This is a genomic window from Microbacterium oleivorans (genome assembly GCF_001644225.1).
Taxonomy (GTDB): domain Bacteria; phylum Actinomycetota; class Actinomycetes; order Actinomycetales; family Microbacteriaceae; genus Microbacterium; species Microbacterium gawkjiense.
Map to the genome: position 1 here is coordinate 77,460 of NZ_LSTV01000003.1, position 12,625 is coordinate 90,084.

Here is a 12,625-nt window from a genome sequence, read left to right on the forward strand (position 1 = left end):
CCGATCAGACGGTCGCGACCCCCGCGGCGAGGACGTCCCGGGAGAGCGCATGCTCGACGGCGAGGATGCTGGCGCCCAGGACGCCCGCCTCCGCACCCGTCGCGGACTGCACGATCGACAGGTGCGCCGTCGCGAGCGGCGCGGAACGGGAGTACACGACCTCGCGCACCCCGGCGATCAGGTGCTCGCCCACCCGCGCCATCGATCCGCCGATGGCGATGACCGAGGGGTTGACGAGGCTCACGCACGTCGTGAGCACCTCGCCGATGTCGCGTCCGGCCTGCCGGACGGCCTGGATGGCGTCGACGTTGCCGTGCTTGACCAGGTCGACCACGTCGTTCACCGTGTGGGCCTCCACCCCCGTCGCGCGGAGGGTGCGCGCGATCGCGGGACCCGAGGCGAGGGCCTCGAGGCAGCCCCGGTTGCCGCACGTGCACGGCACATCGCCGCCACGGGCGACGTGGACGTGCCCGATGTCGCCCGCGACACCCTGCGCGCCGCGCTGGAGGTGCCCGTCCGAGATGAGGCCGGCGCCGATCCCCGTCGCGATCTTGACGAAGAGGAGGTTGTCCACCGACGGCCACGCGGTGGCGCGCTCGCCGAGGGCCATCGTGTTGACGTCGTTGTCGACGAGCACCGGGACCGGGATGTGCGCCTGCAGCCACCCCGGGATGTCGAACCCGTCCCACCCGGGCATGATCGGCGGGGTGGACGGCTTGCCGCTCGAATGCTCGACGGGTCCCGGGACGCCGATGCCGATCGCCGCGACGGCGGTGTCGTCCCGACCGACCTGGGTGAGCAGTCGGCGCGCGCCGTCGAGGAGCCAGGACAGGACGGCATCCGGTCCGTCGGCGATGTCGATCGGCTCCGAAGACTCCGCGAGGATGGTCCCGGCCAGATCCGCGATCGCCACCGTCGCGTGCGACGCCCCCAGGTCGGCCGCGATGACGACCCGTGCGGCGGGGTTGAGCGCGAACTGCGACGGCGGTCGCCCCCCGGTCGACACCTTGTCGGCGACGGCCGCGATCAGCCCCATCCGCATCAGCTCATCGACCCGCGCGGCGATGGTGGAGCGCGCGAGCCCGGTCGACTTCGCGAGTTCGGCCCGGGTGCGCGGCACGCCATCGCGGAGCAGCTGAAAGAGCTCGCTGACGCCGCTGGCGAGGGAGGGGGAGTCTGTCATCGGGTCTTCTTCCAGGTCCTGCTGCCGGCGGGCGCGTGTCCCGCGTCCGTCAATTGTCCCCCGGCGGCGCTGGGGAGCCTCCCATGTGACGCCGGGGGGACGCGTCTCAGGACGAGCGACCGGCGGGACGTGCGAACCGCTGCTGCAGGAGCACGGCCACCACGATGATGACGCCCTTCGCGACGGCCTGGACCGAGGACGTGAGGTTGTTCTGGATGAAGACGTTCGTGAGCGTCTGGAAGATGAGGACGCCGAGGACGGTGCCCGTGATCGTCCCGCGTCCACCGATCAGCAGGGTCCCGCCGACGACGACAGCCGCGATCGCGTCGAGTTCGTAGAGCTGACCGTTGACCGAGGTCCCCGCCGTGGTGCGCCCGAGGATCATCACGCCGGCGATGCCCGCGCAGAGCCCGGAGAGGGCGTAGAGGTACAGGACGTGCCGCTTGACGTTGATGCCGGCCAGGCGTGCCGCTTCGCGGTTGCCGCCGATGGCGACCGTCCGCCGGCCGAAGGTGGTCCGGTTCAGCAGCACCCATCCCAGGACGGCGACGACGAGGAAGATCCAGATCAGCATGTCGACACCGAGGATGTCGAGGTTCATGAAGGTGATGAACTCGCGCTGCCCGCCGACCTGCAGGGTCCGCCGGTCGGCGAGGATCTCGGCCAGGCCGCGCGCCCCCACGAGCATGGCGAGGGTCGCCATGAAGGCCACCACGTTGCCGTAGGCGATCACGATGCCGTTCAGCAGTCCCGCGAACACGCCGACCGCGAGGGCGACGAGGACCATGACGATCCAGTGGGTCTGATCGGCGAGGTCCTGCACCGCCGCGAGCGCCCCCACCACCGAGGCGAGGCCCAGCACCGAGCCGACGGAGAGGTCGATCCCGCCCGCGATGATGACGAGCGTCATCCCGATGCTGATCACCCCGACGATCGAGGCCTGACGCAGGATCACCATGATGTTCGACAGGCCGAGGAAGGTGTCCGGTGCCGTCGCCGCCCCCACTATCACGAGGACGAGCAGGGCGAGGACGAGGCCGAGGTTGCGGCCGACGGAGCCGGAGAGGATGCGGCGCCACAGGGGCGCGTCCGGGGCGGTGACGGTGGACGTCGTCGCCGCGGGTTCCGTCGGTGTGAGGGGAGCGTCCGCCCCCGTGGTGGTCTGCTCGCTCACGCGGCGCTTCCTTTCATGACGAGGTCGAGCACGCCGTGCTCATCGATCTGGGTGGAGGGGACGGTGGAGAGGATGCGGCCCTCCGCGACGACGAGCACGGTGTCGGACAGTCCGATCACCTCCTCGATCTCGCTGGAGACGATCACGACGGCGTTGCCGTCGGCCGCGAGCCGCCGGATGAGGGCGTAGATCTCCGCCCGGGCGCCGACGTCGACGCCGCGCGTCGGCTCGTCGAGCAGGAGGACCCGCGTCCCGTGCACGAACCATCGGGCGAGAAGGATCTTCTGCTGGTTCCCGCCCGACAGGGTGCGCGCCGGACGATCGGGATCCGCCGGTCGCAGCTCCAGGGCGTCGATCTGCTGCCGGGCGGCGGCTCGCTCGGCGCGGAAGTCCAGGAACCCCGCGCGGGCGAAGCGCGGGATCGAGGGGAGGGTCACGTTCATCGCGATCGGCTCGTCGAGGACGAGCCCCTGGCTCTTGCGTTCCTCGGGCGAGAGGCCGACCCCCGCCGCGACCGCGTCGACGACCGAGCCCCGCCTCAGTCGGCGGCCCGCCACAGACACCGTGCCGGCCGTCGCGCGACGGGCACCGTAGACGGTCTCGAGGATCTCGGAGCGTCCCGACCCGACGAGCCCCGCGAGGCCCACCACCTCGCCGGCGCGGACCTGGAACGACACGTCGTCGAAGACGCCGCGCAGCGAGAGCCCGTCGACGTCCAGCACGACGGGGGCGTCGGTGGGGAGGGGGGCGTGCGTGGGGAACACGTTCGCGACCTCGCGGCCGGTCATCAGACGGATGAGCTCCGGCGTCGGGGTGTCGGCCACGGGGAGCCCCGTCGCGGTGGTCCTGCCGTCCTTGAGGACGGTGATGCGGTCGCCGATCTGGCGGATCTCCTCGAGTCGGTGGGTGATGTAGACGACGGCGATCCCGGCGGCGGTGAGCTCCCGCACGACGCCGAACAGGTTCTGGACCTCGTGGGTGTCGAGGACGGCCGACGGCTCGTCCATGATGATGAGCTTCACGTCGTGCGAGAGCGCGCGGGCCATCGCGACGATCTGTTTGTTGGCGGCGCTCAACTGGCTCACCTCGAGGTGCGGTGACAGGCTGGCGTGTCCCAGTCGGCGCAGGAGCTCGCGGGTCCGTGCGGCGGCTTCGCCGCGTCGGGTGAATCCGCCGCGCGAGAGTTCGTGCCCGAGGAAGATGTTCTCCGCGATGGTGAGGCCGTCGACCACGTCGAGTTCCTGGTACATCGTCGCGATGCCCATCGCGAGCCCGGCGTCCGGGTCGGGGATCTCGACGACCTCGCCGTCCCACCGGATCTCGCCCTCGTCCGGTCGGTGGACGCCGGCGAGGGTCTTGATGAGCGTCGACTTGCCGGCACCGTTCTGCCCGAGGATGCAGTGGACCTCGCCGGCGCGGACCTCGAGGTCGACGCCGCGCAGCGCCCGCACGCCGGCGAAGGCTTTCGTCACGCCGCGGACGTCGAGTAATGACGTTTCATGGTCGACTTTGATCACGCGGTGAACATAACATGCCGGGTTCACGGCCCGCGAGGGCAAAAAGGAAGGGGTGCTCCCGCGCGTCGAGCCGACGATACGCGCGAATGCGCCTGTTACCGCCCGCGTCCGCCGGTTGGAGACTTTTGCGCTCTCAAGAACAAAAGTTGACCATTCCAACATTCGTTCTGTTATGTTCATCCCGTCAGCGCTGACCCTCCTCGTGTGAGTACTCGAAACCGAGAGACGCGTTGGCCGCTTCACACCAGAGCTGCATCACATTCAAGGAGGAAGACATGCGCTCACGCATGACCGCCCGGACGCGCCTCGTCCTGACCGGTGCCGCCGCCGCGGCCGCCATCGGTCTGCTGGCCGGGTGCACGGGCACCGGCGCCGATGAGGACAGCGTCGTCGACCAGGGCACGTCGGCCGAGGAGAACGCCGAGAGCGGCGACACCGTCACGATCGGCTTCTCGGGTCCCGCCGCCGACCACGGCTGGCTCGGCGCCATCAACTCCGGCGCCGCGGACGCCGCTGCCAGCTTCGACGACGTCGAACTGAAGACCGCGGAAGGGACGAACGATCCCATCGCCCAGATCGCCGCCGTCGAGACGTTCGTCAACGACGGCGTCGACGCCATCGTCCTGCTCCCGACCGACGGTGCCGCGCTCACCGAGGCCGCCATCGCCGCGATGGAGGCCGGCATCCCCGTCATCAACGTCGACCGCGAGTTCTCGAGCCCGTTCGCCGCGCGCGCGACGATCCTCGGCGACAACTACGGCATGGGCGTCTCGGCGGGCACCTACATCTGCGAGCAGCTCGAGGGCACCTCGGATGCCGTGGTGGCCGAGATCGCCGGCATCGACTCGCTGCCGCTCACCCAGGACCGCTCGCAGGGCTTCAAGGATGCGCTCGAGGACTGCGGCCTCGAGGTCTCCGCCCGTGTCGCCGCCGACTTCACCGTCGCCGGCGGGGAGTCCGCGGCATCCCAGCTGCTCTCGGCCAACCCGAAGATCGACGCGATCTGGAACCACGACGACGACCAGGGCATCGGCGTCATGGCCGCCATCGACTCCGCCGGTCGCGACGAGTTCTTCATGATGGGCGGCGCGGGCAGCAAGGCCGCGATGGAGGCCATCAAGGATGACAACACCGTCCTGAAGGCGACCGTGATCTACCCGTCGACCCAGGCGGCCGACGGGGTCGCGCTGGCGCGCCTCATCGCTCAGAACAAGACGCTCGGGGACATCATCACCCCCGGCATCCCGAACCGGATTGTCCTCGACGCACCGGTCGTCACGAAGGACAACGTCGACCAGTACATCGACCTCTCGTTCGAGTGATCATCGACGGGGGCGCCCGGTGCGTGGGCGCCCCCACCATCTCCGAGAGGACACCGACATGACGGACACGCTGCGGGTCGCGATGATCGGCCACGGTTTCATGGGCGCCGCCCACTCGCAGGGGTGGCGCGTCGCTCCGAGGTTCTTCGACCTGCCGCTCGATCCCGTCATGCAGGTCGTGACCGGGCGCGACGCGGCGTCGACCGCCGCTGCGGCGGAGAAGTGGGGGTGGTCGGAGTCCTCCACCGACTGGCGGGCCACGATCGCCCGCGAGGACATCGACGTCGTCGACATCGTCACCCCCGGCGACACCCACGCCGAGATCGCGATCGCCGCGCTCGAGGCCGGCAAGCACGTGCTCTGTGAGAAGCCGCTGGCCAACTCCGTCGCCGAGGCCGAGGCGATGACGGATGCCGCGGAGCGCGCTGCGGCGCGGGGCATCCGTGCCATGGTGGGCTTCACCTACCGTCGGGTCCCCGCCGCGACCTTCGCGCGGGACCTGGTCGCCGCCGGCAGGATCGGCGAGGTCCGTCAGGTGCGGGCCGAATACCTGCAGGACTGGCTCATCGATCCGGAGGCGCCGATGACGTGGCGCCTCGACCGCACGAAGGCGGGCTCGGGATCGCTCGGCGACATCGGCGCCCACGCGGTCGACCTCGCGGAGTACATCACGGGGCAGACCGTCGACAGCGTCTCGGGCATCGTCGAGACTCTCGTCGAGGAGCGTCCCCTGCTGGGGGAGGGCATCGGGCTCTCGGGAACGGCGTGCACGGAACGCGGACGCGTGACCGTCGACGACGTCGCGCTCTTCACGGGGCGGTTGAGTTCGGGCGCCCTCGCGTCGTTCGAAGCGACCCGCTACCGGACGGGGCGCAAGAACGCGCTGCGGGTGGAGGTGTCGGGGACGCGCGGTGCGCTCTCGTTCGACCTCGAACGGCTCAACGAACTGGACTTCTACGACGCGACCGCGGCTGAAACCGAACTCGGATTCCGCCGCATCCTCGTCACGGAGCACGACCACCCCTACCTGTCGCCGTGGTGGCCCACCGGCCACATGCTCGGCTACGAGCACGGCTTCTCCCACCAGGTCGTCGACTTCACGACGGCCATCGCCGAGGGCACGGCGCCACGGCCGTCGTTCGCCGACGGCCTGCACGTCCAGCGTGTCCTCGACGCGGTGGAACGCAGCTCCGCGGACCAGAGCCGCTGGGTGCAGACGAACGACTGACCGCGGGACCCCCGCATCCGAGAAAGGATCCGCGATGGCGCGACCGATCACGCTGTTCACCGGCCAGTGGGCCGACCTGCCGTTCGACGAGGTCGCGCGCCTCGCGGGCGAGTGGGGCTACGACGGGCTCGAGATCGCCTGCTGGGGCGACCACCTCGACGTGTCCCGCTGGGACGATGCCGCCTACGTCCGCAGCCGGAGGGAGATCCTGGAACGCAACGGACTGCAGGTGCACGCCATCGCCAACCACCTCGGTGGGCAGGCGGTGTGCGACGACCCGATCGATCAGCGGCACCGCGACATCCTCTCCGACCGCGTCTGGGGCGACGGTGACGCCGAGGGGGTCCGGCGGCGTGCCGCCGAGGGGATGAAGGACACGGCCCGGATGGCCGCGAAGCTCGGGGTGAAGATCGTCACCGGCTTCACGGGGTCGTCGATCTGGAAGTACCTCGCGATGTTCCCACCGGCATCCCAGGACATGGTCGACGCCGGCTACGAGGACTTCGCCGCCCGCTGGAACCCGATCCTCGACGTGTTCGACGAGGTCGGCGTGCGGTTCGCCCACGAGGTGCACCCGTCCGAGATCGCGTACGACTACTGGACCACGCACCGCGCGCTCGAGGCCATCGGCCACCGCGAGGCGTTCGGCCTGAACTGGGATCCGAGCCACATGGTGTGGCAGGACCTCGACCCCGTGGCGTTCCTGTGGGACTTCCGCGACCGGATCATCCACGTCCACTGCAAGGACACGAAGAAGCGCCTCGGCAACGGACGCAACGGGCGGCTCTCGTCGCACCTCGCCTGGGCCGACCCGCGGCGCGGCTGGGACTTCATCTCCACCGGGCACGGCGACGTGCCCTGGGAGGACGCGTTCCGCATGCTCAACGCGATCGGCTACACCGGTCCGTTGTCGGTCGAGTGGGAGGATGCCGGCATGGACCGCCTCGTCGGAGCCCCCGAGGCGCTCGCCTTCATCCGCCGCCTCTCGACGTACCAGCCGTCCGCCGCCGCCTTCGACGCCGCCTTCTCCTCGCACTGACCCGCGCGCGTGGTCAGCGCGCGAGGGCGTGCGCTGGTGCCGAGCGCGCCGGCTGTGGCGCGGCATCCACCCTCGCTTTCGGCGCGGAGGCACGCTCTCGCACCTCCTCCACAACCGCGGGGTGAGGGGGCCCGTCCCGGAAGGGCTACGGGACGGCGCGTGGGGAGGGGGGTCGCGCGGCACTCTCGGGGGATGCGTGATCTGGACCTGACTGCCGCCGCGGCGGCGCTGCGGCGCCGAGAAGACCTCGTCCTCGACGGGTGGAGCAGACGCGACATCGACGAGGCGATCACGGGCGGTGAGCTCGTGCGGGTCCGCAGGGGGTGGTACTGCGATGACGCGACCTGGCGGGACCTCTGGCCCGAGTTGCAGCATCGCCTGCACATCGCGGCGGTGTCAGCGGATGCCGGGGCGCCGCCGGTGTTCTCTTTCACCTCGGCCGCGGTCCTCCACGGGCTTCCGCTCTACCGTGCCCGCGTCGAGCGCGTCCACACGCTCCAGCCGGCGGCGGGGCGTCACAGCGGTCCCGCGGTCGCGCGGCACCGGGCTGCGCTCGCCGCGGAGGACATCGTCGTCGTCGAGGGCCTCCCGTGCACGAGTCTCGAGCGCACCGTCCACGACCTCCTCTGCGGTGCGGGTCTCGAGGTCGCAGTCGCCGCCGCTGACGCCGCGCTGCAGCTTGTCGCCGGACCGCCGCGCGCCTACGACACGGGCGCCGCCGAGAGGTTCCGGGAGGCGGTGCGCGAGCGCGTGCGCGCCGGTGCGGGCGGGCGGGGCGTGCGCGCCGCGCGCGACCTGATCGAGGTCGTCGACGGCAGGTCGGAGTTGCCTCTCGAATCGGTGATGAAGCTCCAGCTGCGTCGGCTCGGCTTCCCGCAGCCCGGCCTGCAGGTGCCGGTCCCGAGCCCTGGCGGCACGTACTGGATGGACCTCGAGATCCCGGGCACGGGACTCTTCCTCGAGTGCGATGGGAACGGCAAGTACACGGATGCGGCGCTGACCGACGGGCGCCCGGTCGAGCGCATCCTGCTCGACGAGAAGCACCGCGAGGACTGGGTGCGCGGCGTCACCGGCAACAGGGTCCTCCGTTTCGGCACCCGCGACGTCGCGACGCCCGACGCGCTCGCGTCGCGCCTCCGTGCCTTCCGTGTCGAGCTGCCGACCACACGAAAGCGCCTCTTCCTGCCGAGGCGGCCCCTTCTGGCCGGGCAATAGTGGGCGCTCTCGGCACGCGGGCGCGCTTTCGCGCGAACGCAGGGACCGGATGCCGGGATTTGGCGGGTGCGCGAGCGCGGCGTACACTGGGGGACAAGCCAAAGACCGTCGGTCATCGCTGTGCGCCCGCCGCACACGATCGAAGCTCTGCATCGCAGGGGCCCACGCAGGTGTACGACAGACTTCCGGGAAACCGGGCCGAAGCTCCGTGCGCTTGCGCCGGAGCTTTTCTCATGCAGCCCGACCGTCGAGGTCGACGTCCCGCCACCGCGGGGCGTCTCGTACACATCAAGGAGTGACCATGGCGCAGAAGGATGCATCGGTCGCCGAGCTCACGAAGAACTTCGAGGACTCGAACGCCGTCTTGCTGACCGAGTACCGCGGTCTGACGGTTGCCCAGCTCAAGCAGCTGCGCAACGCGATCCGTCAGGACGCGCAGTACGCCGTGGTGAAGAACACGCTGACCAAGATCGCCGCGAACAACGCGGGGATCACGGCGCTGGACGAGGACCTCAAGGGTCCCTCGGCCGTCGCTTTCGTGCACGGCGACTTCGTCGCCACTGCCAAGGCTCTGCGTGACTTCGCCAAGGCCAACCCGCTTCTCGTGATCAAGGGCGGCATCTTCGAGGGCAACGCGCTCTCGGCCGACGAGGTCAACAAGTACGCCTCGCTCGAGAGCCGCGAGGTTCTGCTGGCGAAGGCTGCGGGCATGATGAAGGCGACGATGGGCAAGGCTGCCGCCACCATCGACGCGCTTCGCGAAAAGCTGGAGACCGCTGACGCCGCGTAAGCGACGAGCGAGCTCTTTTACACACACCCCATCTATCTAGGAGATACATCATGGCGAAGCTTTCCACCGAGGAGCTGCTCGAGCAGTTCGCCGGCCTCACCCTCGTCGAGCTCAGCGAGTTCGTGAAGGCGTTCGAGGAGAAGTTCGACGTCACCGCTGCTGCCCCCGTCGCCGTTGCCGGTGCCGGTGGTGGCGCTGCTGCTGAAGAGGTTGAGGAGAAGGACTCCTTCGACGTCATCCTCGAGGCTGCCGGCGACAAGAAGATCCAGGTCATCAAGGTCGTCCGCGAGCTCACCTCGCTCGGCCTCGGCGAGGCCAAGGCCGTCGTCGACGGTGCTCCCAAGGCCGTGCTCGAGGGCGCGAACAAGGAAGCCGCCGACAAGGCGAAGGAGGCCCTCGAGGCCGCCGGCGCGACGGTGTCCGTCAAGTAAGGTCCCGCACCTTTCCGAAGGCCTCGGATGCTTCGGCATCCGGGGCCTTCGGCCGTTCCCGGGGGATGCCTGGCGTCAGGACCAGGCGGCGTCGCGGACGGCGGCGCTCGAGGCCCCGGTGGGCGTGGACGTCGAGTTCCGGACGACCAGCCGAGGGCGGATGATGACGCTCGTCGGCTCGACGGTCGGGTCCTCGATGTGGCGCATGAGCAGTTCCACGGCCGTCGCGCCCTGCTCGCGCGGGATCTGTCGCAGCGTCGTCAGGGCGAACATCTCGGCGTTCTCGTGGTCGTCGATGCCGATGACGCTGAGGTCGGAGGGGACCAGGATGCCGAGGCGCCGCGCCGCGATGATGGCGCCGATCGCGACCTCGTCGCACGCCGCCACCAGTCCCGTGGGTCGCTGCGAGGGGTCGCTGAGCAGATCGACCGCGGCGGCGTAGCCGGCGGACATCGTGAGCTCCGCGGGCGTGCGGCTGATGTGGTCGCCGAGCCCCGACTCGCGCATCTCGCGCTCGTAACCCTCGTAGCGCGCGGACTCGACGTGAGGCCACAGTGTCGCCGCCGTGCCGCCGAGGAACGCGATGCGGCGGTGTCCCAGCGAGACGAGGTGCGCTGTCGCCAGGGCGGCCGCGTGCGCGTCGTCGAGGGTCACGACGCTCGTCGTGCGCTCGGTGCCGATGATGCTGACGACCGGGCGGGCGAGCGACAGCAGGGTCTCGAGCTCGCTCTCGGCGGGCTCCAGCCCGACCGCGATGAGCCCGTCGAACCTCTTGCGGGTGAGGAACTCGTCGAACACGCGACGGCGGGTCTCGCTGCCCGGGTCGGCGTCGTACAGGGTGAGGTCCAGTCCGCGTTCCAGGAGCGCCTGCTGTATACCTTCGAGGACCTCGGCGAAGAACCATCGGTTGACGTGCGGCATCACGACGCCGACGTTGCGGGTGCGCCCCGTCGCGAGGCTGACGGCGCTCGTCGACGGTGTGTATCCGAGTCGGCGCGCGGCCTCGTGCACACGTCGTCGGGCATCGGCCGACACCTGCGTGCTGCCGGTCAGTGCGCGACTGGCGGTCGCCTTCGATACGCCGGCCTCACGTGCGACGTCGGCGATGGTGCTCATCGGTCCTCCTCGACCCTGTCCGACCGTCCCCTCGGTCGAGGACTCAGCGTAGTGCCTGGAACGGCACTCCGGAACCGGTTCCGTGGGCCGGCCGTGAGAGCGGTCTCACGGCTCGAGGGCCCAGGCACTCTAATGGATGCAGAACCTTGATATTTCGCTGTTGTGTCGAAGCGCTACCGCCAAGTAGGTTGTCCTGGAATCGGTTCCCCAAGGATGCGGCCAAGGCTCCTCTGGGCGGACGATGATCCCGAAAGAGGAGAAGTACATGGCATTGTCACAGCGATACCGTCTTCTTGCCCCGGTCGCCCTCCTGGGCGCGGCAGCACTGGTGCTCGCCGGGTGTGCAGAAGGTGGCACCGAGGGCGAAGGCGGCACGGGCGGCGAGGCGAAGAAGACCGTCCGCATCGCCGGAGGCATCACCGGCGGTGAGGCCGACGCCCTCAACAAGTCGTTCGAGAAGTTCACCGCCGACACCGGCATCACGGTCGAGTACACCGGCGACAAGTCGTTCGAAGGAAACATCGTCACGAAGGTCACCGGTGGCGACGCCCCGGACATCGCGATCGTCCCGCAGCCCGGTCTGCTGAAGACGCTCGTCGACACCGGCAAGGTGCTGCCCGCCTCCGACGCGGTCGAAAGTGCCGTCGACGAGAACTGGTCGCCCGACTGGAAGAACTACGGCACGTTCGACGACGAGTTCTATGCCGCTCCCATGCTCGCGAACCTGAAGGGGTACGTCTGGTACTCCCCGAAGCAGTTCGCCGAGTGGGGCGTCGAGATCCCCAAGACGTGGGACGAGATGATCGCCCTCACCGACAAGATCGTCGAGACCACCGGCGGCCCCGCGTGGTGCGCCGGATTCGCCTCCGACGCCGCGTCGGGATGGCCGGGCACCGACTGGATCGAGGACCTCGTCCTGCGCCAGTCCGGCCCCGACGTCTACGACCAGTGGGTGGCCGGTGACGTGAAGTTCACCGACCCGCAGATCAAGGAAGCGTTCGACGCGGTCGGCGACATCCTGCTCAACCCGGACTACGTCAACGCCGGCTACGGCGACGTCAAGAGCATCAACTCGACGGCGTTCGGCGACGTGGCTGCGGCCGTCGCGAGCGGCGACTGCGCGCTCACGCACCAGGCGTCGTTCCTCTCGGCCAACTTCCTCGACGTGCAGACCGCCGACGGCCAGACCCCCGAGGTCGCCCCCGACGGTGACGTCTACGCGTTCATCATGCCGGGCTACACCGAGGGCGAGCTCCAGGTCGAGGGTGGCGGCGAGTTCGTCGCCGGCTTCTCGGACGACGAGTCCACCCAGAAGGTGCTGGAGTTCATGGCCTCGCCGGAGTTCGCCGACGCTCGTGTCGAGCTCGGCGGTGTGATCTCCGCGAACAAGAACGCCGACCCCAACCTCGCCTCCAGCGAGTTCCTCAAGGAAGCGATGATGACGCTCCAGGACGAGTCGACGGTCTTCCGTTTCGACGCCTCCGACCTGATGCCCTCCACGGTGGGCTCGGGCTCGTTCTGGAAGGGCATGGTCGACTGGATCGACGGCAAGGACACCGACACGGTGCTCTCGGACATCCAGGCCGGTTACGAGAACTGATCGTCGCCTG

At 69.7% G+C, this 12,625-nt stretch carries 11 protein-coding genes; 7 read left to right on the forward strand and 4 right to left on the reverse strand.

Going from position 1 to position 12,625, the window contains the following annotated elements; all coding sequences use genetic code 11:
* Positions 1-4: 4 nt before the first annotated feature.
* The 3 genes from AYL44_RS09140 to AYL44_RS09150 form a co-directional block, all read right to left on the reverse strand.
* Positions 5-1,183, reverse strand: coding sequence for an ROK family transcriptional regulator (locus AYL44_RS09140; RefSeq protein ID WP_064002990.1), 1,179 nt, complete (start codon positions 1,181-1,183; stop codon positions 5-7).
* Positions 1,184-1,289: 106 nt separating this feature from the next.
* Positions 1,290-2,357: an ABC transporter permease gene (locus tag AYL44_RS09145; RefSeq protein ID WP_064002991.1), complete on the reverse strand. Its 1,068-nt coding sequence runs from the start codon at positions 2,355-2,357 to the stop codon at positions 1,290-1,292.
* Entirely contained in the window at positions 2,354-3,829 is a 1,476-nt protein-coding gene (locus AYL44_RS09150) for a sugar ABC transporter ATP-binding protein (protein ID WP_064002992.1), read from the reverse strand. The genes AYL44_RS09145 and AYL44_RS09150 overlap by 4 nt, the downstream gene beginning before the upstream one ends.
* Before the next feature lie 320 nt (positions 3,830-4,149).
* Here AYL44_RS09150 and AYL44_RS09155 point away from each other — a divergent pair, with 320 nt between their 5' ends.
* The 6 genes from AYL44_RS09155 (at position 4,150) to rplL (ending at position 9,899) form a co-directional block, all read left to right on the forward strand.
* On the forward strand, positions 4,150-5,196 hold the full coding sequence (locus AYL44_RS09155; RefSeq protein ID WP_064002993.1) for a substrate-binding domain-containing protein: 1,047 nt from the start codon (positions 4,150-4,152) through the stop codon (positions 5,194-5,196).
* A gap of 82 nt (positions 5,197-5,278) precedes the next feature.
* Positions 5,279-6,424, forward strand: a complete 1,146-nt coding sequence (locus tag AYL44_RS09160) for a Gfo/Idh/MocA family protein (RefSeq protein ID WP_064003239.1) — start codon at positions 5,279-5,281, stop codon at positions 6,422-6,424.
* Between the two features lie 34 nt (positions 6,425-6,458).
* Positions 6,459-7,463, forward strand: a complete 1,005-nt coding sequence (locus AYL44_RS09165; RefSeq protein ID WP_064002994.1) for a sugar phosphate isomerase/epimerase family protein — start codon at positions 6,459-6,461, stop codon at positions 7,461-7,463.
* A gap of 192 nt (positions 7,464-7,655) precedes the next feature.
* Positions 7,656-8,678, forward strand: a complete 1,023-nt coding sequence (locus AYL44_RS09170; protein ID WP_064002995.1) for a hypothetical protein — start codon at positions 7,656-7,658, stop codon at positions 8,676-8,678.
* A gap of 301 nt (positions 8,679-8,979) precedes the next feature.
* Positions 8,980-9,468, forward strand: a complete 489-nt coding sequence (gene rplJ / locus AYL44_RS09175) for a 50S ribosomal protein L10 (RefSeq protein ID WP_064002996.1) — start codon at positions 8,980-8,982, stop codon at positions 9,466-9,468.
* Positions 9,469-9,518: 50 nt separating this feature from the next.
* Complete coding sequence (rplL, locus tag AYL44_RS09180; RefSeq protein ID WP_018186979.1) at positions 9,519-9,899, forward strand: 50S ribosomal protein L7/L12; 381 nt, start codon at positions 9,519-9,521, stop codon at positions 9,897-9,899.
* Between the two features lie 75 nt (positions 9,900-9,974).
* Here the strand turns inward: rplL and AYL44_RS09185 are convergent, their stop codons facing one another.
* A complete protein-coding gene (locus tag AYL44_RS09185) occupies positions 9,975-11,015 on the reverse strand; it encodes a LacI family DNA-binding transcriptional regulator (RefSeq protein WP_064002997.1) in 1,041 nt (346 codons plus the stop codon).
* A gap of 265 nt (positions 11,016-11,280) precedes the next feature.
* On the opposite strand from AYL44_RS09185, the gene AYL44_RS09190 reads away from it, so the two are divergent.
* Positions 11,281-12,615 carry an ABC transporter substrate-binding protein gene (locus AYL44_RS09190; RefSeq protein WP_197471633.1) on the forward strand — a complete coding sequence of 445 codons (1,335 nt, stop codon included), beginning with the start codon at positions 11,281-11,283 and terminating at the stop codon, positions 12,613-12,615.
* Positions 12,616-12,625: the final 10 nt, after the last annotated feature.